At 40.0% G+C, this 26,595-nt stretch carries 19 protein-coding genes; 15 read left to right on the top strand and 4 right to left on the bottom strand.

Features of this window, described 5'->3' with window-relative positions; translation table 11 throughout:
* Positions 1–7: 7 nt before the first annotated feature.
* The 13 genes from AS180_RS06930 (at position 8) to AS180_RS22370 (ending at position 21,340) form a co-directional block, all read left to right on the top strand.
* The gene (locus tag AS180_RS06930; RefSeq protein WP_062686595.1) at positions 8–7,162 is read left to right on the top strand and encodes an amino acid adenylation domain-containing protein; all 7,155 of its coding nucleotides are present in this window, start codon (positions 8–10) and stop codon (positions 7,160–7,162) included.
* A 35-nt stretch (positions 7,163–7,197) separates the two neighbouring features.
* Positions 7,198–7,416, top strand: coding sequence for an MbtH family protein (locus AS180_RS06935; RefSeq protein WP_025909663.1), 219 nt, complete (start codon positions 7,198–7,200; stop codon positions 7,414–7,416).
* A gap of 1 nt (position 7,417) precedes the next feature.
* Positions 7,418–8,860 (top strand): MDR family MFS transporter, encoded by a 1,443-nt coding sequence (locus tag AS180_RS06940; RefSeq protein WP_025909664.1) that lies wholly within the window; start codon positions 7,418–7,420, stop codon positions 8,858–8,860.
* A 69-nt stretch (positions 8,861–8,929) separates the two neighbouring features.
* Positions 8,930–9,634 (top strand): 4'-phosphopantetheinyl transferase family protein, encoded by a 705-nt coding sequence (locus AS180_RS06945; RefSeq protein WP_025909665.1) that lies wholly within the window; start codon positions 8,930–8,932, stop codon positions 9,632–9,634.
* A gap of 240 nt (positions 9,635–9,874) precedes the next feature.
* A complete protein-coding gene (locus AS180_RS06950; protein WP_062686596.1) occupies positions 9,875–10,888 on the top strand; it encodes a carbohydrate-binding protein in 1,014 nt (337 codons plus the stop codon).
* A gap of 180 nt (positions 10,889–11,068) precedes the next feature.
* Positions 11,069–11,764, top strand: a complete 696-nt coding sequence (locus AS180_RS06955; RefSeq protein WP_025909667.1) for a FadR/GntR family transcriptional regulator — start codon at positions 11,069–11,071, stop codon at positions 11,762–11,764.
* Between the two features lie 36 nt (positions 11,765–11,800).
* A complete protein-coding gene (locus tag AS180_RS06960; protein WP_025909668.1) occupies positions 11,801–13,123 on the top strand; it encodes an FAD-binding oxidoreductase in 1,323 nt (440 codons plus the stop codon).
* A 3-nt stretch (positions 13,124–13,126) separates the two neighbouring features.
* Positions 13,127–14,482 (top strand): (Fe-S)-binding protein, encoded by a 1,356-nt coding sequence (locus tag AS180_RS06965; protein ID WP_062686597.1) that lies wholly within the window; start codon positions 13,127–13,129, stop codon positions 14,480–14,482.
* Positions 14,479–15,945 (top strand): FAD-binding oxidoreductase, encoded by a 1,467-nt coding sequence (locus AS180_RS06970; protein ID WP_062686598.1) that lies wholly within the window; start codon positions 14,479–14,481, stop codon positions 15,943–15,945. The genes AS180_RS06965 and AS180_RS06970 overlap by 4 nt, the downstream gene beginning before the upstream one ends.
* A 21-nt stretch (positions 15,946–15,966) precedes the next feature.
* Positions 15,967–18,147: a malate synthase G gene (locus AS180_RS06975; protein ID WP_062686599.1), complete on the top strand. Its 2,181-nt coding sequence runs from the start codon at positions 15,967–15,969 to the stop codon at positions 18,145–18,147.
* A gap of 24 nt (positions 18,148–18,171) precedes the next feature.
* Complete coding sequence (locus AS180_RS06980) at positions 18,172–18,945, top strand: fumarylacetoacetate hydrolase family protein (protein WP_062686600.1); 774 nt, start codon at positions 18,172–18,174, stop codon at positions 18,943–18,945.
* A gap of 244 nt (positions 18,946–19,189) precedes the next feature.
* Entirely contained in the window at positions 19,190–20,974 is a 1,785-nt protein-coding gene (locus AS180_RS06985; protein WP_061785943.1) for an L-lactate permease, read from the top strand.
* 102 nt (positions 20,975–21,076) lie between these two features.
* Positions 21,077–21,340, top strand: coding sequence for a hypothetical protein (locus AS180_RS22370; RefSeq protein WP_139109166.1), 264 nt, complete (start codon positions 21,077–21,079; stop codon positions 21,338–21,340).
* On the opposite strand, the gene AS180_RS06990 is transcribed toward AS180_RS22370, so the two are convergent.
* From AS180_RS06990 to AS180_RS07000, 3 genes are all read right to left on the bottom strand, one after another.
* Positions 21,287–22,093, bottom strand: a complete 807-nt coding sequence (locus AS180_RS06990) for a glycerophosphodiester phosphodiesterase (protein ID WP_062686601.1) — start codon at positions 22,091–22,093, stop codon at positions 21,287–21,289. The genes AS180_RS22370 and AS180_RS06990 overlap by 54 nt on opposite strands.
* Before the next feature lie 159 nt (positions 22,094–22,252).
* Positions 22,253–22,450 carry a YwbE family protein gene (locus AS180_RS06995; RefSeq protein WP_025909675.1) on the bottom strand — a complete coding sequence of 66 codons (198 nt, stop codon included), beginning with the start codon at positions 22,448–22,450 and terminating at the stop codon, positions 22,253–22,255.
* Positions 22,451–22,485: 35 nt separating this feature from the next.
* Positions 22,486–22,833 (bottom strand): winged helix-turn-helix transcriptional regulator, encoded by a 348-nt coding sequence (locus AS180_RS07000; RefSeq protein ID WP_025909676.1) that lies wholly within the window; start codon positions 22,831–22,833, stop codon positions 22,486–22,488.
* A gap of 313 nt (positions 22,834–23,146) precedes the next feature.
* On the opposite strand from AS180_RS07000, the gene AS180_RS07005 reads away from it, so the two are divergent.
* Complete coding sequence (locus AS180_RS07005) at positions 23,147–24,340, top strand: MFS transporter (protein ID WP_061785941.1); 1,194 nt, start codon at positions 23,147–23,149, stop codon at positions 24,338–24,340.
* A gap of 49 nt (positions 24,341–24,389) precedes the next feature.
* On the opposite strand, the gene AS180_RS07010 is transcribed toward AS180_RS07005, so the two are convergent.
* The gene (locus AS180_RS07010) at positions 24,390–24,908 is read right to left on the bottom strand and encodes a cupin domain-containing protein (RefSeq protein ID WP_061785940.1); all 519 of its coding nucleotides are present in this window, start codon (positions 24,906–24,908) and stop codon (positions 24,390–24,392) included.
* Positions 24,909–25,392: 484 nt separating this feature from the next.
* Here AS180_RS07010 and AS180_RS07015 point away from each other — a divergent pair, with 484 nt between their 5' ends.
* Positions 25,393–26,436: a DUF5105 domain-containing protein gene (locus AS180_RS07015; RefSeq protein ID WP_025909679.1), complete on the top strand. Its 1,044-nt coding sequence runs from the start codon at positions 25,393–25,395 to the stop codon at positions 26,434–26,436.
* Positions 26,437–26,595 lie beyond the last annotated feature (159 nt).

The raw sequence follows: 26,595 nt of genomic DNA on the forward strand, positions 1-26,595 counted from the left end.
AGAGAAGATGGTAAGCAATCAACAGGAGCGCTGGACTTTGTCCGGCGCACAATCTGGGATTTGGTTTGCTCAACAGTTAGAACCAAATAACCCAATTTACAATACAGGTGAATATATTGAAATAAATGGACCCGTTGACATTGAAACATTTCAAAAAGCGGTTCAATATACAATTCTCGAAGCTGATGCTCTCCATATTCGCTTCGAGAACGGTGAACAAGGACCTCAGCAAAGAATTGAAAAACCAGACGTATTTAAACTGCAGTTTTCTGATTTGAGTGATCAGCCAAATGCCGAAGAGTTAGCAAAAGAAGAAATGCTTAACGATTTGAAAATGCCAATTGATCTTGAAAAAGATCCGCTTTTTAATCAAGCTTTATTTAAAGTTAATAATCATCGCTTTTTATGGTATCAGCGAATCCATCATATTGTCATGGATGCGTTTGGCTTTTCACTTATTTCGCAGCGCGTGGCGACACTTTATACGGCATTAATGAATGACAACAATTATGAAGAAAGGTTCTTCAATTCATTTCAATCTGTGTTAGAAGAAGATGAGGCTTATCGTCATTCAGAAAGTTTTATAAACGATCAAGAATTTTGGGTTAATCGTTTCGAGGAAAATCTAGAAGTTGCAAGCTTATCCAATCAGGTACCCAAGCGTTCTACTAGTTACCTTCAAGCGACAGGGAATTTATCACCTACTGTAACGAAAGAGTTACATAAAGCATCAGAATTGTTTAATGGAAAGTGGCACGAGTTAATTATCGCAGCTACTGCTTTGTACGTAAGTCGTTTGACTGGTACAAACGATGTTGTGCTTAGTTTACCAATGATGGGAAGGTTAGGTTCCAAAGCGATTAAAACACCTGCTATGGTTATGAACTTATTGCCACTACGGTTACAAGTACGTCCTGATATGTGCTTGTCAGACTTGGTGATGCAAATTTCCACTGAAATTAATGCTATACGAAAGCACCAAAAGTATCGCCATGAAGAGCTTCGTAGAAATTTGAAGCTAGTGGGAGACAACCATCGCTTATTTGGGCCGCAAGTAAATGTTATGCCGTTTGAATATAGTTTGAATTTTGCTGGAAGTCAGGGGGTTACACATAAGTTAGCAACGGGTCCAGTTGATGACTTATCTATTAATGTTTATAGTCAAGCTCATGAAAGCGGGTTAAGAGTTGACATAGATGCAAATCCTACCGTTTATAGCCATGAAGAGTTAAATATGCATCATCGTCGCTTTTTACATCTACTTGAAACTATTTCCAAAGCAGAGAAAGATGTATTCATTGGAAATATCAATCTATTATTATCGCGGGAACGAAAGCAGTTAGTGCATGAAGTTAATGAAACAGTTCAGCCACTTCCTGCAGTGAGCTTGCCTACATTATTTGAAAAACAAGTAGCAGAAAATCCTGAAGCTACAGCTTTACTTTATCAAGGTAAAACTCTGAGTTATCGTCAATTAAATCAACAAGTAAATCGCTTTACTAATTTATTAATCGAAAAAGGCATTGGACCTGAGCAGTTTGTGGCTTTAGTATTGCCACGCTCTGCAGATATGGTAATTGCGATGTTAGCTGTTCTTAAAGCTGGAGCAGCCTATTTACCAATTGATCCTGATTATCCAGCCGACAGAGTTGAATTTATGCTAAGTAATGCTCAACCTACTTACATAGTAACGGATAAAGTAACTAGTAAGCAGCTAGATTATTCGAACATTAATCTACTTATTCTAGACGATGAGCAAACAACAAAAACACTGAAAATTTATTCAGATGAAAACGTTGACCTGACCACCATTTACGGGCCAAGGCATGTATTAAACCCGGTTTATATGATTTATACATCGGGTTCAACTGGTAAGCCAAAAGGAGTTGTCATTTCCTCTGAAGGATTAATTAACTTTTTATTATCTATGAAACAACAGTTCTCTTTAAGTACAGATGATTGTTTACTAGCTGTAACAACAATTGCATTTGATATTTCAGTTTTAGAAATTTTTTTACCTCTAATTAGTGGAGCTAGCTGCGTAATTTCCAGGAAGGAAGATATTAAAGATCCAAAAACTCTAACGAATATGATGCATGAACACAACATTACAATCATGCAAGCAACCCCTACACTTTGGCAGGCGTTGTCCTCAAGTTATCCAGAAAAACTAAGAGGTCTCCGCGTCTTGGTAGGAGGAGAAGCTCTTTCTCGTGAGCTTAAAGACAAGCTACAGGATTTAGAGTGTGAAGTAACTAATTTGTATGGACCTACTGAAACAACAATCTGGTCTTCTTCATTGAAATTGAATCCAGACGAGAAAGGTGTGCCAAGAATTGGTTTTCCAATTTGGAATACTGAGATGTATGTGCTAGATAACAGTTTACAGCCTGTTCCAGAAGGGGTTATTGGCGATTTATATATAGGTGGTAAAGGGTTAGCACACGGCTACTTAGGACGTATGGATTTAACAGCTGAACGTTTTGTTGCAAATCCTTACGGAGAAAAAGGAAGTAGGATGTATCGCACGGGTGATCTTGTTCGTTGGCATAAAGATGGTTCTTTAGAATATATTAGTCGATCAGACTACCAGGTTAAAATTCGCGGATTTCGAATTGAGGTAGGAGAGATAGAGACTGCGCTAACGAGTCACTCTGAAGTTGCTCAAGCTGCAGTAATTGTAAGAGAAGATATAAAAGAAGATAAGCGTCTAGTTGCTTATCTTGTTCCAACTACTTCTAAGCTTGACCTTAAGAGCCTACGAAACTATATAAATAAGCGATTACCAGACTATATGATTCCATCTGCATTTGTAGTAATGGACGAACTTCCGCTGACGTCTAATGGCAAATTGAATCGAAGAAATCTGCCAGCTCCTAATATTGAAGCGATGGTGACGAACCGCGGACCTCGTACACCTCAAGAGGAAATAATAAGCGATTTATTTAGTGAGGTTCTGGGTGTTTCTAATATTGGCATTGACGACAGCTTTTTTGAATTAGGTGGACATTCTCTATTAGCTTCAAAGCTAATGATGCGTATTCGTGATTCTTTTGGGATAGAATTAGGAATTTCTCAAATTTTTGAGACCCCTACAATTGCTGGATTAGCCAGTCAGTTAGATAAAGGGCAGTCAAAACGGCCGCCTATTGAAAAGATAAGCAGACCTGAGCGAATCCCACTGTCATTTGCACAGCGTCGATTATGGTTTTTAAACCATTTAGAAGGAGCAAGCCCTACCTATAATATTCCTATAGTTGTAAGGTTGATGGGTGAGCTGAATATAAAAGCGCTCCAAGAAGCTCTAAACGACGTAGTGAATCGTCATGAGCCACTTCGTACAATATTTCCGAAAGTAAATGGGGAATCCTATCAGCATATCTTACAACCAAATGAAATGCATGTTGAGCTTAAGGTTTCTCATATTAACAAGAGAGAAGTTGAAGAGAAAATAAATGAAGCAGTGAGGTATAGTTTTAATCTTGAGAGTGAACCAGCCGTTCGTGCACAGCTTTTTGCCCTTGACTCTCAAGAATACGCGCTTGTATTGGTTGTTCATCATATTATAGGAGATGGATGGTCGTTAACACCTCTTACAGGTGATTTATCTAAAGCGTATAAAGCACGTTATCAAAGCTCAAAAGTAGAATGGGCGCCTCTATCCGTCCAATATGCCGATTATACAATGTGGCAAAAGAAGTTATTAAATAATGAAGAAGCAAATAGCTTAGTCAACGAGCAAATTGAATTTTGGAAAAAAGAGTTAAAGGATCTTCCAGGTGAAATTGATATTCCACGTGATTACTCTCGACCTTTAGAATCCAGTTATCTTGGTGAAACCATAGCAATTAACATTAATGCTCACTTACATCAGAGGCTGTTGGAGCTATCAAGAAAAGCAGGTGTCAGCTTATTCATGGTTTTACAGGCAGGGTTAACAACTTTATTAACAAGGCTTGGAGCAGGGAATGATATTCCTATTGGTAGTCCAATAGCAGGAAGAAATGACGATGTCCTTGACGATTTAATTGGGTTTTTCGTCAATACGTTAGTATTAAGAACCAACACCTCTGGAAACCCAAGCTTTCTAGAATTATTAGCACGCGTTAAGCAGGTAAACTTAAGAGCCTATGACCATCAAGATTTACCTTTTGAGCGCTTAGTAGAAATTATAAATCCTGTAAGATCGCGTTCTAGACATCCTTTATTTCAAATAATGTTAGCTTTACAAAACACACCAGATCCAAAAGTAGATTTACCTAAGGTTAATTCAACTGTGGAAGTCCGTAGCGTTGGTGCAGCTAAATTTGATATGACATTAGAGTTTAAAGAGACTCATAATAAAGGACAAGCTAGTGGTTTAGAAGGGTTTTTGGAATATAGCACAGATTTATTTAAAAAAGAGACAATCAAAACGTTTATTAAACGTTTTTTAACAGTATTAGAATCGGCAGTTTCGCATCCAGAACAGCCAATTGAGCGTTTGGACATTATGACTGACAAGGAACGTCACAAAATTCTTGTAGACTGGAATGAACCTACAACGAAAACATCAAAACATTCATTGACAGAATTATTCGAAAAGCAAGTTGTGTTACACCCTCATCGTATAGCAGTTACTTTTAAGAAAGAAGTATTAACATACCAAGAGTTAAATGAAAAATCGAATCAGCTTGCGCATTGGCTTATTTCTAAAGGAATTGGACCTGAGGAATTTGTCGCTTTATCCCTGCCGAGGTCGATTGATATGGTTATTGGCTTACTTGCGATTCTTAAAGCCGGAGCCGCCTATTTACCTTTAGATCCAGAATATCCAAACGAGCGAATTGCCTTTATGCTACAAGATACAAAGCCTAGGTACGTAGTAACCAACGGTTCTGTATATCAAAAGCTCCCTGATATGAAGGATGCATCTTTAGTATTGTTAGATAATTGGGACATCGTTGACGAGTTAAAGGGTTGTTCTAGCATTAATCCAAGTGACAATGAGCGCTCACAGCCACTGTCACCTGATCATCCTGCTTATATTATTTATACTTCAGGCTCTACTGGCCTACCAAAAGGTGTGGTTATTCCTCACCAAAATGTTGTTCGTCTTTTTAATACAACAAAGCAGTGGTTTAACTTTAGTTCTGATGATACGTGGACAATGTTCCATTCTTATGCATTTGATTTTTCTGTATGGGAAATTTGGGGCCCATTACTATATGGTGGACGCCTTGTTATTGTATCTCATGATGTTACGAGATCACCCAAAGATTTTTTACAGCTGCTTGTTGATGAAAATGTTACGATTTTGAACCAAACGCCATCGGCTTTTTATCAGCTTATTGAAGCAGATAAAGCATCTCCCATTGACCAGAGATTAAGCTTAAGATATATCGTGTTTGGTGGGGAAGCTCTAGAGCTTAGCCGTTTAAATGAGTGGTACGTGCGCCACCCAGAAGGTTCTCCTTCTCTCATTAATATGTATGGCATTACCGAAACAACAGTACACGTTAGTTATTTAAAGGTTACGAAAGAAATCGCTGTTTCAAAGGCTAACAGTTTGATTGGTAAAGGCATCTCGGATCTTGATGTGTATGTGTTGGATTCATATTTGCAACCAGTACCACCGGGCGTTGTTGGAGAAATGTATGTAGCTGGCGAAGGTCTTGCTCGCGGCTACCTAGGTCGACCAGACTTAACTGCGGAACGCTTTGTAGCTAATCCTTTTAGCACTTCAGGTAAGAGAATGTATCGAACGGGTGACTTAGCGCGTTTTTGTCAAGACGGTTCTCTAGATTATATGGGCCGTGCGGATCATCAAATTAAAATTCGCGGTTTTCGAATTGAATTAGGGGAAATTGAAGCGGTTCTAGCTCAGCATCCTGCTGTGAAACATGCAGTGGTTGTTGTACATGAGGGTGACCCTGGAGACAAACGCTTAATTGCGTACATCGTAGCACCAAATCATAAATCTGAATCTATCGATGTAAATTCAATTCGTCAGTACGTGTCTAATCAACTTCCAAACTACATGGTACCAGCAGCTTTCGTGAAGATTGAAAGTATTCCGCTTACGCCAAATGGAAAACTGGATCGTAAAGCTTTGCCTAATCCAGATTTTGGTTTGCTTGTGACAGAACGTGTACCTCGTAATCCAAAAGAAGAAATACTTTGTCAGCTGTTTATGGAAGTATTAGGTTTAACAAAAGTAGGAATTGACGATGGTTTCTTTGACTTAGGTGGGCACTCTTTACTTGCGGTACAGCTAATGAGTAAAATTCGCGATGCCTTTGGTATAGAGCTTGGAATCGGTAGTCTCTTTGAAGCTCCAACAGTCGCTGGATTAGCTGAATATTTAGAAAAAGGTAGTGAAGGCAGTGCATTGGATAGTTTACTGCCACTGAGAATAACTGGAAAAGAGCTGCCTGTATTTTGTGTACACCCAGCAGGAGGATTAAGTTGGTGCTATGCCGGTTTAATGAAATCTTTGGGTGTGGATTACCCAATTTATGGATTGCAAGCTGAAGGAATTGCTAAGAAAGGACAACATCCTAAATCATTAGATGAAATGGCCATAAGGTATATTGAGAAGATTCGTACCGTTCAGCCTGAAGGACCATACCATCTTTTAGGTTGGTCTCTTGGAGGAAACGTTGTTCATGCAATGGCAACTCAACTTCAAAATCAAGGTGAAGAAGTCAGGCTTGTTGCTATGCTAGATGCATATCCGAGCCACTTCTTACCAATAAATGAAGCGCCTAATGAAGAGGAAGCATTAGTTGCACTACTTGCTTTAGGTGGATATGACCCAGAAAGCGTAGGCGCGGACAAGTTGGATATTGCTAGTGCAATTGAATTTCTCCGTAAAGATGGAAGTGCGCTGGCGAGCTTAAAAAAATCAACTATATTAAACTTAAAAGATACCTATGTTAACTCAGTGCAAATTTTAGGGGAATATAATCCGAAAATATTTACAGGCAATCTTTTATTTTTTAGATCTACAATTATTCCAGAGTGGTTTGATCCGATTGAGCCAGAATCATGGAAATCTTTTATTCATGGTGAAATTGAACAGTATGATATCAACTGCCGTCATAAAGATATGTGTCAGCCTGAGCCACTTGCTGAAATTGGAGAAATAGTAGCACGTAAGTTACTCTCATTGAAAGAATAGATATGCTATTAAAAATGAAAGAGAGGAAGTAAAAAATGAATCCTTTTGAAAATCAATCTGGTTCTTATTTGGTATTGATTAATGAAGAAGGCCAACATTCATTATGGCCAACTTTTGTTGAGGTACCTTTAGGGTGGAAAGTTGTATATGGAGAATCAAATCGTGAAAGCTGCTTAAAATATATAAATTCTCATTGGATTGATATCAAGCCGAATAGTTTAAAGCTTGTTGCAAGCAGCTTAAAAGGTAATTGAAGTGAAGCTTTATTCTAATCAAAAGCTAGTTGTTATGATTGTGTATGTAATGGCAATGTTTATGGCTGCGATGGATGGTACGATTGTAAATGTTGCTTTACCAACTATTAGCCAAGAGTTTCAAATTTCTCCGGCGGCTACCGGTAGTATTAATGTAGGGTACCTTGTTAGTCTAGCCGTATTTTTGCCAATATCGGGTTGGCTTGGAGATCGATTTGGCACAAAGAAAGTCTTTTTAGTTGCTTTAGCTATTTTTACAGTCTCTTCTGCTTTATGTGGATTAGCAACCCATCTCTTTTCACTAAATCTATTCCGTATTTGTCAAGGAGCGGCTGGAGGGTTACTAACACCTGTAGGAATGGCTATGCTTTATCGAACGTTTTTACCAGAAGAGCGCTCGAAGGTCGCGCGTACGCTAGTACTTCCAATTGCAGTTGCACCTGCAATTGGACCTGTTATCGGTGGTCTTTTAGTTGAAGCTATGTCATGGCCATGGGTATTTTATATTAACATTCCATTTGGATTTTTCGCATTTTTCTTTGGACTTAAGTTTTTAAATGAACATAAGGAAAATGAAGCTGGTAGCTTTGACTTTAGAGGGTTTATGCTGTCTGCTGTAGGTTTAGCTAGTTTGATGTATGCTTTAAACCATGGGCCATCAGTAGGTTGGTTATCACCTCTAATCTTATCGATAGGTGGATTGGGCCTTCTATTCGTTTCAATCTTTATTGTAGTTCAATTGCGTACCAAAAATCCGATGCTGAATTTTCACTTGCTATCAGATCGCTTGTTTCAAACAATGAGCATAATTTCAGCGCTTTGCGTTGCTGGATTACTAGGCATTCTTTATGTGTTTCCTTTAATGTATCAAAATGCTTTTGGTGCTTCAGCGCTGGAAAGTGGATTAACAACATTTCCAGAAGCAATAGGCTTAATTATTGCTTCTCGCATTATGCCGTGGTCAACCAAAAAGATAGGGGTTCACGGGGTAATTAGAATGGGTTTAGTAGGATCGGCGCTTATGCTTATATGTTTAAGCTTGATTAGTACAGAAGCAAGTCCATGGATTTTTCGCATGATTTTGTTTAGCGTTGGATTGTTTTTAGGACATACGGTCGTATCTGTACAAGCAATCAGCTTTAATAATATTTCCCCTAGCTTAATGGGGAGAGCAACTACCTTGTTTAATGTTCATAATCGATTAGGATCAGCTGTTGGTATAGCTATCTTATCAAGTATTATTGGAATGAAACAAACGGCTTTTGATGGAGATTATTCAAGCGTAATTCCTTATCAAATTGCATTATTAGTAGCCAGCTTATTTCTATTACTTGCGTTAATTTTAACGTTTCGTATCCATACAGCTAATTTTGAAATGCCAAAAACAAAACGTTTCACACGTTCCGATAGTTCAATGAACGAAGATGTAAAAGTTAGTAAATAAAGTGTAATAAATGAGAGTACTGCTTATAAGTAGTACTCTCATTTATTAAAAATAGAAAGGAAGAAAAAATTGGTTCATATATACATATGTCAGCTTCCTAAAACAATAGATGATGACGCGTTAAATAAAATTGCATCACAGCTTTCGTTGGCCAAACAAAAACAAATTAAGCGTTTTTTTCACCTTGAAGATTCTTACCGCACTGCAATTGGTGAACTATTAGTACGTTATGGACTTTATAGGAAATACAACGTGATACCAAAGGAGCTAACGTTTCATAAAAATAAATACGGGAAGCCTTTTGTCCCTGAATATCCAGATTTTCAATATAATATTTCTCATTCTGGTGAATTTGTTGTTTGCGCTGTGCATGACAAAAGTGTAGGAGTTGATATTGAGAAGGTACAATCCATTGATATGAACATAGCAAAAGGATTCTTTACTGAAGAAGAATACAAAGAGGTTATTAAAGAATCAGAGAATAAAATCACAGCTTTCTATCGTGTTTGGACTTTAAAGGAAAGTTATATTAAAGCAACGGGGGAAGGAATGAGTAGACCTCTTACTTCTTTTCAGATTCAAGGAAAAGATGAAGAACCTATAACTGCTATAGATACGGTGAAGAATAAACCAATTAAGAATATTTGTTTTAAACAACAGAACATAGGAGATTCTTATCAGCTTTCAGTATGCGCGTATGAGCCTTGTAATGTTAGCCAACTTATTCACCTTTCTCTTTCAGATTTATGTCATAAATTGAAAATTCTTTGTTAAATCTACTTCTTGGGTTTGTATATTGAACGTTAGATTAGAGCACTGTTTAAAAAATGAATGCGAAAATATAAAGTTTAGTTCTTTATGAGTATATAACTGGAAATGAGACAAGGTTACTCTACGTTTTTCTAAACCTATTGAATCAAAATGACGGATTGTAGTAATTAGAAGAGCTCGGTTCCTTATAATTAAAAGTGACACTTAGTCATAAAGTGGACTTTACGAATGAGGTGATGAGTTTTGAAGTGGAAAAAAACAATTGGAAAAGGCGCCGTGACAGCGGCTGTGCTCTCGTTTGGTATGTGGGTTTCAGCTGATGATGCATCTGCTCATGGTTACATACAGGAACCGGCAAGTAGAGGGTACGTTGGATCGCTTGAAAAGCAAGTTATTGGCTGGCAAGCTGCGATGGAGAAGCACGGAAGAGTCATCGACAGTCCTCAGTCTGTAGAAGGTCCAAAAGGGTTTCCAGAACGCGGGCCGGCTGATGGACATATCGCATCAGCAGAAGGAATTAAAGAATATGAAATTTATCGCAACGGAGAAAAGGTTGCTACTACGATGAATACCGTCTATAAAGATGCTGGCGTTAAGCCAGACACAAGCTACGAATACTATGTAAAAGCCATTGACTTATCTGGTAATACTAGTTCTGCTAGTAAGGCTGTAGCTGTGAAAACACTAAAGCCAGTTGAAGACATGGAAGCCCCAACACCTCCAAGCGGTCTTCATAGTATGAAAGAATCAGAGAGTTCTATTGAATTAATGTGGTCGCCATCAGAAGATCAAGTAGGCGTTAAAGAATATGCAGTCTACCGTGATGGACAGCTAGTTGCAACGACGGTTACTACGTACTATATTGATAAAAATCTTAAGCCAGATACGAGCTATACGTATACAGTCTTTGCTATTGATGGAGCAGGGAACGTTTCGGATTCAAGCTCACCGCTAGAGGTATCGACATTAAAAAGTGATTCTTCCGTTGAAGAATGGAGCGAAGAGAAAGTCTATACTGCTGGCATGATTGTTCAGTTTAAAGGGCTTGAATATAAAGCGAAATACTGGACCAAAGGCAATCAGCCTGATTCATCAGATGCGTGGGAATTAGTAAGTGATACCGTAGTGGAGTGGAATGCACAAAAAGCCTATCCAAGTGGTTCAAAAGTAAACTATGGAAACCGCACATACGAAGCACGGTGGTGGACGCTTGGTGATACGCCAGGTACGTCCGTCGTATGGAAAGTAGTAGAATAAGATTGTACCAAAGAGGACATTCGTTTCGATGAGTGTCCTTTTTTGATGTTGCAAATCGATATGCTAATTTTATTTTTTGTAAATTTTTTTAAAAAAAGATTGAAATCAAAAACTGAAGGTGCTTTAATAAATGTAAGCGATAACATATCACATATGTGATAACTGAAAGGTGGTGTTATTGTGAATGTAGAACGAATCGCTCGAAAGAAAATCTCAGAATCAATTGAAGAGCAAATTGAAGGCATGATTGCTTCGGGTCAGTTTAAGCCTGGAGAGAAGCTTCCTTCAGTCAGAGAGCTGTGCACGTTATTTGGCGTGGGGCGTTCATCTGTACGCGATGCCATTACCGCACTCAAAGGTAAAGGAATTGTGGATGTAAAGCAGGGAGAAGGCACGTTTATTTGTCAGTTTGATTCATCAAGAATGTTTCAATATACCATGCTTTTACCGAGCGAAGAGGATGTTCGAGAACTATTTCAAGTCCGAAAAATGCTGGAGCCAGGCATTGCTGAAATGGCTGCCAAGAATCGCTCTCCAGAAGATTTAAAGAAATTAAAACTAGCGCTTTCCAAAACATTTGAAAATGACTGGGAAGCCGATTACCACTTCCATCAAGTGATTGTCCATGCAGCAGGCAATAAAATGCTAACTCAATTCATCCAGTTTATTTCCACGAAGATGCAAAAAGCAATGATTGATTTTTATCAGTACATTCAACCACACGAAGCCTTTTTAAAAGAAATTGCGTCACACCACTATCACATCTATGAATCCATTAAACAATCAAATTCAAAAGATGCCTACATACACATGCTGAATCATTTAGAACTTGTTGAAAATATTCTACAAACAAGCTTAGCGCGCATCCAGCGCTAATGCTTCATAAAAATTGAATTTCGATGGGGGAGTTTGATGATTGCAGAACGACTTTTTTCTGACCTTCAAGCGCTTTTTTCTACTGAGCAAGTGCAGGAAACAGCAGTAGCACATCCGCTTGGAAATGGAGGGGAGGTTACGGTTTACCCGACTTCTGAAGCCGAAATTGCAGCTGTTTTAACGTATGCGAATCAAAATGGATATACGGTATCCATCATGGGTGCAGGTACGAAGCGAGGGTTCGGCGGTTTAGTTCAATCTGCTGATATCTTGCTATCTCTTTCTCGCTATAAGGGAATTGTGGAGCATGTACCGGGCGACATGACGGTTACGGTGAAAGCAGGTACATCGTTTAAGGAGTTACAAGATCATTTAGCCACATACGGTCAGCAGCTTTCGTTAGATCCATCTTGGCCCGAAACAGCAACAATTGGTGGTATTGTAGCAGCCAATGACAGCGGTCCTAAACGCCTTGGATATGGATCTTGTCGAGATGTTGTCATTGGCATGACGCTTGTGTATGCTGACGGACAAATCATTCGTTCTGGCGGAAAAGTCGTCAAAAACGTAGCCGGCTATGATATGAATAAGCTCTTCATTGGTTCAATGGGGACGCTTGCTGTTATGTCTGAAATTACGCTAAAGCTTCGTCCGCTTCCAAAGTGCCAATCACTTGTCGTTATCGCGTTTCCAGAGGCATCTTTAATTGATATCAGGTCCTTAGCGACTCAGATCCTGGATTCCATGCTAGAGCCCGTATCCTTACAACTCATGAGTCCTTCTTTGAGTAGGGAGCTAGTTGGAGAAGAAGCTTACTGTTTAGCCATTGCGCTGGAGGATGTTGAGAGCTCTGTTCGCTATCAAGAAAAAGCAATTCAAGGGCTGGGAAGCTCACAAGCAGTTGTTTCCATCAAATCGGAAGAGGAGCGAATTCGCTTTTGGCACCAGCTTTACAGAATGGGTGTCAATGGAGCTTCTTTTATAGATGGGGACTCTCTAACAGCCGTTTTAAAGGTAGGAGTGAAAAATCTCGATGCCCTCAAGGTAGTAGAAAGCGCATATTTGCTTACGGATCGATATGATGTCCGCATTCGGGCACATGGGGGAATCGGTCACGGTCTTTGTCAAATCGAAATTAGTGGGGGCTCTAAAGACATTCTAGGAGCAATTGTTGATATGCGTAAGCAAGCTCATGAACTAAAAGGATATGTAGTCGTTACGCACGCACCGCTTGTATTTCGTCAGCAGCTCAACGTCTGGGGAGAAAAGCCATCTCACTTCTTTTTATACGAAGGAATTAAATCAAGGATAGACCCGAACAAAATGTTAAATCATAAGCGATTTGTGGGAGGGATTTGATTTATGAGTGGAGAGGTTGTAAACGAGCCGGCCTGTACAGCAAGTAGCCTAACAAACTACTTATGGAAAGATAAGCCTGACCCAATGAAATGGGCTGATTGTGTGCACTGTGGCATGTGTTTGGAATCGTGCCCAACCTATGAAATAACGGGTCAAGAGCAGCATTCACCAAGAGGGCGCGTTCATCTCATTAAGTCCGTAGCTGAAGGGAAGCTTGAAGTAAACGAACAGCTAATTGAGCCAGTTTTTGATTGCTTAGACTGCAGAGCCTGTACGACAGCTTGTCCAGCCGATGTGGATGTTGGTGGGTTGATTGAAGAAGCGCGCGGTCAAATCCGTCAAGCGATGCCGCTTACCGGTGTGAAAGGAACTGTAAACGAGTTCTTTTTAAAAGGATTATTCCCATACCAGCGACGTCTTGAATCCGTCGGTTCACTGCTGAAGTTTTATCAAAAAAGCGGGCTGCAAAAAGCTGTGCGAAAAACGGGACTTATGAGCGTGATGCCAAAGCATTTAGCTGAAATGGAAGCAGTTATGCCAGATATTAAAAAGCCTGTACAAAAGAAATATAAGAAGCAAACAACGATTCCTGCAAAAAATGAAGCGAAAGCAAACGTGGCTTTTTTAACTGGGTGCGTCATGGACGTGATGTTCAGCGATATTAATGATGCTACTATTCAAGTATTAACCCGCAACGGAAACAACGTGACGATTCCAAAAAAACAAACGTGCTGCGGTGCTTTGCATGTGCATGCCGGCGACCGAGATACGGGAAGGAAGCTTGCAAAACAAAACATTGAAGCATTTGAAAATGAGGAAACCATCGTTGTAAATGCAGCGGGATGCGGGTGTATGCTGCAAGAATATCCCGAGCTGTTTCGAGAAGAGGAAACGGAATGGTACGACAGAGCCAAAGCATTTTCCAGAAAAGTCCAAGATATTTCAAAATACTTATACGATACGGGCTATGAAAAACCGAAAGCGTCTTTACACACAACGATTACCTATCATGATGCTTGCCATCTTGCGCATGGTCAAGGCGTGAGAAAAGAGCCGCGCGATTTACTTCTTAATATACCGGGAGTGGAAATGGTGCATATGCCAAATGCTGATCGGTGCTGTGGTAGCGCGGGGATTTATAATATGACCAATCCAGAAATGGCAGGTGAAATCTTAAAAAGCAAAATGGAAAGCGTGCCGGAAGATGCAGAGTTAATTTCAATGGGGAATCCTGGCTGCATGCTCCAAATGGCCATGGGTGTAAAAAAATACGGTCGCAGCCAAAAGGTTGTCCATACGGTTCAGCTGCTGCAGTGGGCGTATGAAAAAGAAGATGAAGAAAAGGGGTATCGCTCATGAAGAAGAAAAAAATTCGTTCAAATGATGCGCATATCCTAGCGCTAGCTGCTCTCATGGAAGGCAGTGGGTCGATCTTATATGAAGAAGCTGATTTGCTCGCTTATGACTGTGACGGGTTTACCGTTCACCGCAAACTGCCACGAGCGGTGGTGTTTCCAAAAGATGCTGAAGAAGTAGCAAAAGTTGTGCGCTACTGTGCGAAGCATAACCTTCCGTTTTTAGCTAGAGGAGCTGGTACAGGGCTAAGCGGTGGAGCTATTCCTCTCAACAATGAAGTGATCATTAGCCTTGTTCGAATGAAGCGCTTGGTGAGCGTGGATCTTGAAAACCGGCAAGCAGTTGTTGAGCCCGGCTTCATTAATTTAAAGCTCACAAACTCAATTGCAGATAAGGGCTATTATTATGCTCCCGATCCATCAAGTCAATACTGTTGTACAATCGGAGGCAACGTTGCGGAAAACGCAGGCGGCGCTCATTGTTTAAAGTATGGAGTCACAACAAACCATATTTTAGCGCTTGAAGTGGTATTGCCGAATGGTGAAATTATCACTATTGGTGGAGAAGGCATCCTGGATACGCCAGGCTATGACCTTCTTGGGCTTTTGACAGGATCTGAAGGGACGCTTGGAATCGTAACAAAAATTACGGTTCGTATTTTGAAAAATCCTGAAGCCAAGCAGACGGTGCTAGCGTATTTTGACCATGTTTCAGATGGAAGCCAAGCCGTGTCTGACATCATTTCAGCAGGTATTGTTCCGGCGGCTCTTGAAATGATGGATAAAATTGCGATTGAAGGCGTAGAAGCAGCTGCTTTTCCAGTAGGACATCCAAAAGATATTGAAGCGGTGTTGCTTATTGAAGTTGATGGAATCTCAGCAGGTATTGAGGAACAAATTGAAGAAATTCTTGCCGTTTGCCGACGGCATCATGTCAGAGAAGTAAAGGTTGCAAAAGATGAGCAAGAACGAGCGAGCTGGTGGGCAAACCGGAAAACGGGCTTTGGAGCAATGGGAGCCATCTCGCCGGATTATCTAGTGCAAGACGGCGTCATTCCGAGAAGCAAACTGCCAGAAGTGCTGGAGCGGATCAACGAAATTAGCAAGCGATATGAGTTAAGAATTGCGAATATTTTTCATGCTGGTGACGGTAATCTACATCCGCTCATTCTATTCGATATGGCAAAGCTGGGAGAAACAGACAGAGCGTTAAAAGCAGGCAGTGAGTGTTTACAGGTTTGTGCAGATGTTGGCGGAACCATTACAGGAGAACACGGTGTGGGTATCGAAAAGAAAGAGGAAATGAAATTTGTCTTTACGGATGAAGAAATTTTGGCTCAAACAAACATTCGTGAAGTGTTTAACCCAGAAAATTTACTAAATGCGGGTAAACTGTTTCCAAGTCCAAGTCGCTGCGCTGAAGTTAAGCGTGATTTAAAGGATAAGCAAACAGTTGCACGTCCGTAATCATTAAAAGGAGGAAGTAAAATGGTAGCTTATAAGCAAATTGGAAAACTTCAAGTAGCACCTGTTTTGTACAAATTTATTAATGAAGAAGCTCTTCCGGAGACTGGACTACAAGAGGAGGCGTTTTGGGCAGGATTCGAACAACTTATTCATGAGCTAACACCGGAAAATAAAGCACTGCTTGCTAAACGTGATGAACTGCAAGCCAAATTAAATCGATGGTATCGTGAAAATCGTGATTCCTTTGACTTTGAAGCGTACAAAGCATTTCTTACGAGCATTGGCTATTTAGAAGCAGACGTAGCTGACTTTCAAATTTCAACAGCTAACGTAGACGATGAAATTGCGCTTCAAGCTGGACCACAGCTTGTTGTACCAGTTAATAATGCCCGCTACGCAATTAACGCGGCGAATGCTCGCTGGGGTAGCTTATACGATGCGCTTTACGGAACGGATGCGATTAGCTCCGAAAATGGAGCTGGAGTTCAAAGTCAGTATAATCCGATTCGGGGTGAAAAGGTCATTACGTTTGCAAAATCCTTTTTAAATCATACGATTCCATTAAAAGAAGGCAAACACGAAGACGTTGTGCAGTACGTCGTGACAAATAAGATGGAAGCATTGTTGCAGGACGGGACAACAACGGAGCTGAAAGAACCGAGCAAATGGATTGGCTATCAAGGTGATGGTTCAAACCCGAGTGCCCTGTTATTTAAAAATAACGGGCTGCATTTTGAAATTCAAATTGACCGCCAGGATGCGATTGGAAAAAGCGATGATGCAGGCGTAAAAGATGTGCTGCTTGAATCGGCTGTCACAACTATTATGGACTGTGAAGACTCGGTAGCTGCAGTAGATGCAGAAGACAAAGTAGAAGTGTATCGCAACTGGTTAGGCTTAATGAAAGGTGATTTAAAGGCAACGTTTAAAAAAGGTGCAAAAACAATGACCCGTACGCTAAATGACGATCGTCAGTATGAAACTGCAAACGGAGATACTGTGACGCTTTCCGGACGCTCTTTGATGTTTGTACGAAACGTAGGTCATTTGATGAGCAACAGCGCCATCTTAGACGCCAACGGTGATGAAATTCAAGAAGGTATTTTAGATAGCATAATTACGAGTTTAATTGCAAAGCATACGCTGCTTGGAACTGGTAAGTATCAAAACTCTCAAAAAGGCTCTGTGTATATTGTAAAACCGAAAATGCACGGCTCTGAAGAAGTAGCATTTGCTAATAAGCTGTTTGATCGCGTAGAAGATTTAGTCGGATTGCCACGCCATACTCTTAAGATTGGAGTGATGGACGAAGAGCGCAGAACGTCACTGAACTTAAAAGCGTGCATTGAAAAAGTTAAAAATCGCGTTGCGTTCATTAACACAGGGTTCTTAGACCGCACCGGAGATGAAATACATACATCTATGGAAGCAGGCGTCATGATTCGAAAAAATGATATGAAATCTTCCGTTTGGCTAGCAGGATATGAAAAATCAAATGTACTAACAGGTTTAGCAAGCGGATTCCAAGGAAAAGCGCAAATTGGAAAAGGTATGTGGGCAATGCCAGATTTAATGGCTGAAATGCTGAAACAAAAAGTAGGCCACTTACAAGCAGGAGCAAATACGGCATGGGTTCCATCCCCAACCGCTGCAACGTTACATGCTCTTCATTATCATGAAGTCTCGGTTGTGGATGTTCAAAACCAGCTGGCGAACAATTCTACTAATCTGCGAGATGACATTTTACAGGTACCGCTTGCTGAAGAACCAAATTGGACAAAAGAAGAGGTACAGCAAGAATTAGATAATAACGCACAAGGTATATTGGGCTACGTAGTACGCTGGGTAGATCAAGGAATTGGATGTTCAAAGGTTCCAGACATCAACGACGTAGGCTTAATGGAAGACCGAGCAACGCTTCGTATCTCAAGTCAGCACGTAGCAAACTGGTTACATCACGGAATTTGTACAAAAGAGCAAGTTCTTGCGACGCTACAACGAATGGCGAAAGTCGTGGATAGCCAAAATGCGGGTGACGCTAACTATCAGCCAATGGCACCTCATTATGAAGAGTCTATTGCGTTCCAAGCAGCGTGCGACCTTGTGTTTAAAGGATATGATCAACCAAACGGATACACTGAGCCAATCTTGCATGCGCGCCGCATTGAAGCAAAAGCAAAGCAAGCAATCGAACAAAAATAAGCGAATCAAGGAGCGAGGCTACGTATGAAATTTACACGATTTGAATCAGAAGGTGTGATTTGCCAAGGAGTGGTAGAAAAAGAAAACATTCGTGAAATAACAGGAGATTTGTTTACGAAATGGGAATACACGGGGCGCACATTTATACGAGAAGATGTGAAGCTGTTAGCACCAATACAGCCAAATCAGATTATTGGCATTGGAGCTAATTACGTGAAAGATGTGAGTGAGCTGCCTGAAAAGCTTCCTGATATTCCAGTATTTTTCTTTAAACCCATTTCATCGGTTATTGGGCCTGGTGAAGATATCATCATTCCAGAAGGAATTGAAGAAGTAAAGTTTGAATCTGAGCTTGCGGTTGTCATTGGAAAAGAAGCAAAAAAACTTTCAGCGTCAAATGTTCGTGAGTATATCTTTGGCTATACGATTGGAAATGACGTCACAGCACCGCAGTTTATTCACCCGGACGGCCACTGGACGGTGGGGAAATCATTTGATACATTCACGCCGCTTGGTCCCTATATTGAAACCGAGCTGGATCTTGCAAACATTCGTGTAAAAGCGACGCTGGATGGCATAGAAAAACAAAATAGCGGTATGGATCTTATCATCATCTCGGTTGAAAAAATGATTGCTTATCTTTCAAATATGATGACGCTCAAACCAGGAGACGTTATTTTAACAGGTAGTCCAGTAGGAGCGGAATTAGTGGGCGCAGGAAGCATTATTAATTGTCATATTGATGAAATTGGCTCGCTGAAAAATACTTTTAGCAAAGTAAAAGTCAACGTGAATTAATAAGAAAGAATGATTTGAATACAGCTTGGTATCTGCGGTAAACATGCTTGTCTACATGAATAAAACAGGTTCAGGCTGCTTAGGTATTTCGATCACAACAAAAAACAACCTGTTCGAATTGCGACGTAATCGGATTTCGAACAGGTTTTTATTTATGAAAAAAGGTAATAGCTTGACTGAAACCGATATTCTCTCACATAAAATAAACTGTTTTAAACACTTGTTGAAAAGGAGGAAGAAAAGCATGAGTACTGGAATATTAGCACTTCTATCACTTTTACCGATTTTAGCGGTTGGTATTTTTTTAGTAGGGCTGAGATGGCCTGCTAGCAAAGCGATGCCAATTTCTTACTTGGTGGCTGTAGGGTTAGCGTTATTTGTATGGAAGGTGCCTGGCGTAACAATCGCTGCTGCTTCCATTAATGGTTTGGTCGTTGCAGGAACGCTTTTATATATTATTTTTGGTGCAATTTTATTACTGAACACCCTGCAAGAAAGCGGCGGAATTAAAACCATCCGCCAAGGCTTTACGGATATTTCACCGGACCGCCGTATTCAAGTTATTATTATTGCATGGCTATTTGGTTCCTTTATTGAAGGAGCTTCGGGTTTCGGTACGCCGGCTGCGGTTGCGGTTCCGCTGTTAGTAGGCCTAGGCTTTCCTGCCATGGCAGCGGTTATTGCTGGAATGGTTATTCAAAGTACGCCCGTTTCGTTCGGGGCAGTAGGAACACCAATGCTAGTCGGCGTTCAAACAGGATTATCAGCAGATGCAAGCATTACGGATAACTTTCTAGCACTGGTAACTGAAATTGGTGGACAGGTAGCAATTTTACACATGATCGCGGGTACGTTTATTCCACTGTTTGTTGTGGCGCTTATGACAAAGTTCTTTGGGAAGAATAAATCATTTACCGAAGGAATCCGCGTTTGGAAGTTTGCACTCTTTGCTGCGTTTGCAATGACCATTCCATATGTCTTGGTTGCAAACCTACTAGGTCCTGAGTTTCCATCAATGATTGGTGGATTAGTCGGACTTGTCGTTGTTGTCTTTGCTGCTAAAAGAGGATTTTTAATGCCAGCTAAAGAAGAAGCATGGGACTTTGAAGAGAAAAGCAAGTGGGACCCTGAGTGGATAGGCAGTTTAGAAATAAAAGATGTTGCGTATCATAACGGACAAATGAGCATGTTTCGTGCGTGGCTCCCTTATGTATTAGTTGGCGTGTTCTTAGTGGTATCAAGGTTGAAAGCGCTTCCTATTTTAGGATGGCTACAATCATGGACCGTTTCGTTTCCGAATATATTTGGTTCTGAAGTAAGTGCAAGCTTTCAGCCACTGTATCTTCCGGGAACAATTTTCATCTTAGTATCTCTAATCACTTATTTCCTTCATCATATGAATAAAAAAGCTTATAAAAAGGCGTGGGCACAGTCTGCAAAAACAACGATTGCTGCGTCTACAGCTTTAATTTTTACGGTTCCGATGGTACAGGTTTTTATTAATTCTGGAGGAGGAGAAGCGGGGTTCGATAAAATGCCAATTGAATTAGCAAACGGTGCAGCAGCTTTAGCAGGCGAATATTGGCCGTTGCTTTCAACTTTTATTGGAGGACTTGGTGCATTTATTGCTGGAAGCAACACCGTAAGCAATATGATGTTTTCGTTATTTCAATACGATGTTGGTACCCAAATTGGCGTGAATCCAACTTGGATTGTTGCTTTACAAGCGGTTGGAGGAGCGGCTGGAAACATGATTTGCGTTCATAATGTTGTGGCAGCTTCAGCCGTTGTAGGGCTGGTTGGAAAAGAGGGAGCGGTTATTCGAAAAACGCTGCTGCCGTTTATGTACTATGCGCTTTTATCCGGAGCGGTTGGGTATGCAATCGTATGGTATGCTGAAAAAGGACTAGTAAATATTGGATCAGCAATTGTCGTAGGTGTCTTTTTAGTAGCGGTGTATATAATCAGTACAAATCAACGTCGTACGCAGCTCATCTCTGTTGGGAATAAAACAAAGTTCTTAGACTAATAAAACAAGAGGCTGGGACATAAGTAATTCAGCCAATGATAAACCTGAACGATTGAGAGTTCAGGTTTTTTCGTTGATTGTGAAAACAATGTTGGAAACAGGGTGGAATGGAGCGTAGGACACTCGACTCCTGCGGGAAAGAGAGGGAAAACGGAGATCCCGCAGCGCAGCGAGGAAGCTCAGGTTCCTCCCCGCGGAAAGCGAGTGGCCGTAGCGCAATGGAACGAACGTGTTCAGACAAACCAAAAAGATTGGAACAGCTATTGTTCGTCTCTTAGAAGCAATCATTTTGTTATGTCCCAAACTCTTTTGTTATTTTTGAACAAAATCAGGGTAATCAGTAATAATAGCGTCTATATTCATTGATAACAGGAAATCAGCCGTTTGCTGATTACGCACCGTCCAAGAAGAGATCTTCATTCCGTTATTATGTACATTTGTCACTAACTCATTTGTAACAAGCCCGTAATGAGGGTTAAAGTAATCAGCATATGTCGCAAACTGCTGAAGCTTTTCCTCTGTTGTATCTGCTTTAGACCCTGTTAACACGCCAATTGGAACGTTTGGAAGCAGCTCGTCCATCTTTTTCATCGAGTCGAAATTAAATGACTGAACAATGATCTTTTCATTGTTTGGCTTGTCCATGTTGCGTTCTTTTAGCTCACCAGCTATTTTTGCTTCGATGCCTGGATAGAGTTCGGGCGACTTTAATTCAATTAGAATGCCAATTTTGCCGCGGTAGCGATCCAAAATTTCTTCAAATGTTGGAATGGGTTCTCCAGCAAATTCGGTTCCTTTCCAGCTTCCCGCGTCTAATGATTGTAGTTCTTCTAGTGTTAGATCTTTGACTGCACCTGTACCGTTTGTCGTACGGTCGACGGTTACATCGTGAATGACTACAAGCTCGCCATCTTTACTTTGCTGTACGTCAATTTCAATATAATCTGATTTCATTTCGAATGCTTTCTCAAACGCAGCGACCGTATTTTCTGGAGCATATCCAGATGCACCACGATGCGCTACGTTGTCTACGTCATTTTTTGCAGCCGATGCTTGCTGTAAAGGACTTAGCAACAAAGCAAATGAAATCCCAATCCCTGCTAATACTTTTTTATTCATCTCTCCATCTCCCAACTCAAACTGTTTTCATGATTCAGTATAAATTTGGAATATTGATACCGCATGAATCGTACATTGAGATTTGATTACAGGAAGATGAATAAAAATAGATACAAAGTCTTACTTTTATTTACAAATCAGCCAATGTTTCGACAGCTTTTAGACAGAATGAATCTCTTTTACACGCCCTACCTGTCCATCTGTTAGCCGAACTTTAATGCCATGAGGGTGAAACGAAGACTTTGTTAACAAGTCTTTCACAATTCCCTCCGTTAATTTTCCAGTTCGTTGATCAGCTTTCAGAACGATTGATACCTTCGTTCCAGGAGAAATATCATTTCGATTTTGCCCGCTCATTTCTATCCACTTCACTTTCACGATGTGCTGACGATTTAGTCAACCTGTACAAGCACATCTTCTTTATTTGGGTATGTTTTTTCAATATGATGCTCGCCCCATGCACAAAGAGCATCTAAAATTCCTTTAAGAGACCAGCCATATTCCGTTAGAGAATACTCGACTTTCGGAGGAACTTGGTTATAGACCTCACGTAAAATAATGCCGTCCTCTTCAAGCTCACGAAGCTGCTGAGTTAGCATTTTTTGAGTGATGCCTGGCATCAAGCGCTTTAGTTCTCCGGTTCTTTTCTTTCCTTTAATCAAGTGACATAAAATCACTACTTTCCACTTACCACCAATTACTTCGAGAGAAGCTTCGACTGGAATATTGTAAACTTTCATTACTAAAAGCCTCCTTACGTAACAATGTTCTGTCTATTCGTTTGCATGCCACAAATATTCCTCATGCGTGAACGTTAATCAATTTATTGTTATTGTACCGCTTTACGCCCAAAATAGTCCATTAGGTACTTTTTAGTGCCTATCGTACTTGAAAGTGCGTACTTTTTTTATGGATTGGTATCTTGCATAATGACTAACAGAGCTAGCCAGTCGGCGCTAGCTGCTGACAGAATTGACTCAGGAACTAGAAAGGCGCCTATACTGAGCTCAACATAAAATAAAAAAGATAAGAAATGATTAAGGAGGAAAAATAATGAGTTCACTTTCACATACAAAAACAAATGAGAAAGGCGGTACCTTTGCATTATTAGCGTTAGCCATCAGTGCATTTGGTATTGGAACAACTGAATTTGTGCCAGTTGGTTTATTATCTAGTATATCGAATGATTTATCTATTTCAATTACGCTAGCAGGATTATTGATTTCAGGCTATGCGATTGGTGTATCAATCGGCGCACCAGTTTTAACGGCTTTAACCAATAAAATGAATCGAAAAACATTATTAATGGCACTCATGGTGGTATTTATTATTGGTAATGCAGCAGCAGCAGTTTCTACAAGCTTCACGTTATTGCTTGTTGCCCGCTTCATTACGGCTTTTTCACACGGAATATTCTTTTCAATTGGGTCAACAATTGCAGCAGATCTTGTACCACAGCATAAGAGGGCGAGCGCTATTGCGTTTATGTTTACAGGGTTAACCGTTGCAACCGTAACAGGTGTTCCGCTTGGTACGTTTATTGGTCAAACATTTGGCTGGAGAGCAACCTTTGGAGCAGTGGCTTTACTTGGAGTGGTTGGAATTATTGCAAGCGCAATTTTAATTCCGAATAACTTAAAAGAAGCACCGCCTACGTCGTTTAAAGAACAGGTCAAGATTTTAACAAATGGTCCACTTTTATTAGCATTTGCTATTACGGCCCTAGGGTACGGAGGTACGTTCGTTGCATTCACTTATTTAACACCTCTTTTAGAAAATGTAACAGGCTTTAGTGCTAAATGGGTAAGTATCATCTTGCTGGTCTATGGTGTTGCAGTGGCAATTGGTAACACTGTAGGTGGAAAAGCAGCGAATAAATCACCGCTTAAAGCACTGTTTTGGATGTTTATTTTCCAAGCTGTTGTCTTAGTTGCTTTAAGCTTTACGGCACCGTTTAAGATAGTTGGCTTAATTACGATTTTCTTAATGGGGCTGTTCGCTTTCATGAACGTTCCGGGCTTACAAATTTTAGTGGTAAACTTAGCAGAAAAGTATGTTCCATCTGCTGTGAACGTGGCATCAGCGCTTAATATCGCTGCATTTAACATCGGAATTGCAATCGGTGCATTTGTAGGTGGGCTTATTGTGGATTCAATCGGCATTATTCATACGCCGTGGATTGGTGGAGTAATGGTGATTGGAGCTGTTTTACTCACTGCATGGAGTGCACGAATAGAAAAGGTGTAAGGTAAATGAAAATGGAAGGCTTAAACGGCCTTCCATTTTTTTGCATGTATTATTGCTGCCAAAAAGAAAGTAAGGGTCCATCCTCTCCGTAGATTGGATCTGTTTTCGGAAGAGGCACATTCTTTATTTGTTTGACAGCTTCTGCATGTTCGTTAGAATTACCGGTCTTTAAATTATAGTTGCTTCCATCAGGATACGCGCCAACTACTTGGAAATCAGCCGTTGATTGAAGGTGCTTATGTCCCGTACCTGCAGGCAGTACAATTACATCTCCAGCGTGTACAACAATATTTTCACCTTTGGGACCACCTAGCTGTAAGCGAGCACAGCCTCGTATAATACCGAGAACCTCATGTGTGTTGCTGTGGTAGTGATGAAAATCATAAATGCCATTTACCCAGCTATTTTTCCAGTTGTGATTATGAAAGATAGTTTCCATTTTATCCTTACGATCAATTAATGCATGTTCATAGAGTAAAACAGGAAGGGAAGGGTGGTTGGGAATAACCCCATCATCATCAAAAAACAAAACTTTTACATCTGACACAATCTCTCCTCCTCCAAACATCGTATTTTCTTAACATTCCCTCTTCGTAAAAGAAATAAACTAACGTTGGATTATCTGTAAAAAAATGAAATATAACTAAAACTAAATTCCTAAAAGAGGCTAAGTGATTCATTTGAACTATAAGTCTGTTCCTTGATAAGAACCAAGCTTAAAATACAACGCCAAAAAAAGGAATGTATATGGTAAATATTATCATGGTAGGTTTTGTAATGGAAAGAGTGTATTTTTAAATAACTGAGAAGTAGGTAGATTAATGGGACAATATGAGTCGAAATACTTACAAAAATATCCTGGTAATTTAATGACTTATGGAAGATTGAAGATGTTTAAGGATTTCCTTATGATGGTAAAGGAGAATTAAGTAATGAACTTTATCAAATAACTGTAAAAAAGTAATTCGAAATAAGTGATTGTGAATATAGAGATTATGAAATTAGTCGATGATAGAGTTCATGAAAACATAAAGAGAAACGGAGAGGATTACGTGAAAAAAGCAGCAGGTTTAGTCTTAATTGGGGCTCTTTCACTGGGCTTAGCAGCGTGTGGATCAAGTGAAGAAGGAGAAGGAGCAGGTGCAAACAAGTCGTTTGAAGCAAAAATTGATGGTGCACAGTACATATTAGTATCGGAGCAAGACGGTGGCGTGAGCGGAGATGAGGCCTTACTTGCGGTGGAGTTAGAAGTAAAGAATACGTCTAAGGATGCCATTTCATTGTCTAGCAATGATGTCAGCCTTTACGATGGTGACGAACAATTAGAACCTAATACAGACGTATACAGCGATGAAATTGAAACGTCCATGCGATCTGGAAAGATTGCGTCTGATAAGTCCAAAAAACTTACGTATCTTTTTAACGTAGAAAAAGATAAAGAGTATGAAATTGGTCTTCAGCCAATTAGTGAAGACTACAATAATAAGATTGAAGAAGTAAAGTTAAAATTAGATACAGCAAAATATGAGAAAAGCTTAAAAAACTTAGAAACTCCTGAAAAAGCATTGACAGCCTATATTGACGTGTTGTTCTTAGGGAAAGAAAATGAAGACTTCGATAAATATGTAGTAGCAGATAAGGAAGAGGTTGAAAAGTCTGCTAATAAAGCATTCCGTGAATCAATTAATAAAGTGTTTTCAAATGATTTAACAGAAGAAGGTGCGTCTAATTTATATAAAATGTATAAAGACGAGTTGAATTCAAAAGCGACGTTTGAAGCTAAAACGATTGAAAATGTTAATGGAAAAGCAGTTGTAGAAGTGAATTATTCCGGTATCGGCGTATATAACTTATATAATACAGTTTCTGATTATAAGCGCGCTTATTATCAAGAAACAAATGAATATGATTCGAAAAAACAAGAAGCTTATGCAATTTCAAAATTCAAAGACATTCTAGGTGGGGCAGAGCTTAAAGAAAGCAACTATCCATTAGAAATTGAAATGGTTGAAAAAGACGGAAAATGGGAAGTTAAGCCAAAAGATAAATATAGCGATACAGTTGAAAAAGCATTCGCTGCGGGTGACATTAACTAAAGATGTAAGCCTAGAAAGAGGCTGGGACATAAGTAGTTCAGTCCTTACTATACCTGAACGATTAAGAGTTTCTCACTTTTAATCGTTCAGGTTTTTTGTTGATTGTGAAAACAATGTTGGAAACAGGGTGGAATGGAGCGTAGGACACTCGACTCCTGC

This window comes from Priestia veravalensis, assembly GCF_001457055.1.
GTDB classification, from domain to species: Bacteria; Bacillota; Bacilli; order Bacillales; family Bacillaceae_H; genus Priestia; species Priestia flexa.

Coding starts and splice junctions, on each gene's coding strand:
- AS180_RS06935 (WP_025909663.1), top strand. CDS start 7,198: ATGAATCCTTTTGAAAATCAATCTGGTTCTTATTTGGTATTGATTAAT.
- AS180_RS06975 (WP_062686599.1), top strand. CDS start 15,967: ATGGTAGCTTATAAGCAAATTGGAAAACTTCAAGTAGCACCTGTTTTG.
- AS180_RS06965 (WP_062686597.1), top strand. CDS start 13,127: ATGAGTGGAGAGGTTGTAAACGAGCCGGCCTGTACAGCAAGTAGCCTA.
- AS180_RS06985 (WP_061785943.1), top strand. CDS start 19,190: ATGAGTACTGGAATATTAGCACTTCTATCACTTTTACCGATTTTAGCG.
- AS180_RS06960 (WP_025909668.1), top strand. CDS start 11,801: ATGATTGCAGAACGACTTTTTTCTGACCTTCAAGCGCTTTTTTCTACT.
- AS180_RS06990 (WP_062686601.1), bottom strand. CDS start 22,093: ATGAATAAAAAAGTATTAGCAGGGATTGGGATTTCATTTGCTTTGTTG.
- AS180_RS07005 (WP_061785941.1), top strand. CDS start 23,147: ATGAGTTCACTTTCACATACAAAAACAAATGAGAAAGGCGGTACCTTT.
- AS180_RS06930 (WP_062686595.1), top strand. CDS start 8: ATGGTAAGCAATCAACAGGAGCGCTGGACTTTGTCCGGCGCACAATCT.
- AS180_RS06980 (WP_062686600.1), top strand. CDS start 18,172: ATGAAATTTACACGATTTGAATCAGAAGGTGTGATTTGCCAAGGAGTG.
- AS180_RS07000 (WP_025909676.1), bottom strand. CDS start 22,833: ATGAAAGTTTACAATATTCCAGTCGAAGCTTCTCTCGAAGTAATTGGT.
- AS180_RS06995 (WP_025909675.1), bottom strand. CDS start 22,450: ATGAGCGGGCAAAATCGAAATGATATTTCTCCTGGAACGAAGGTATCA.
- AS180_RS06970 (WP_062686598.1), top strand. CDS start 14,479: ATGAAGAAGAAAAAAATTCGTTCAAATGATGCGCATATCCTAGCGCTA.
- AS180_RS07010 (WP_061785940.1), bottom strand. CDS start 24,908: ATGTTTGGAGGAGGAGAGATTGTGTCAGATGTAAAAGTTTTGTTTTTT.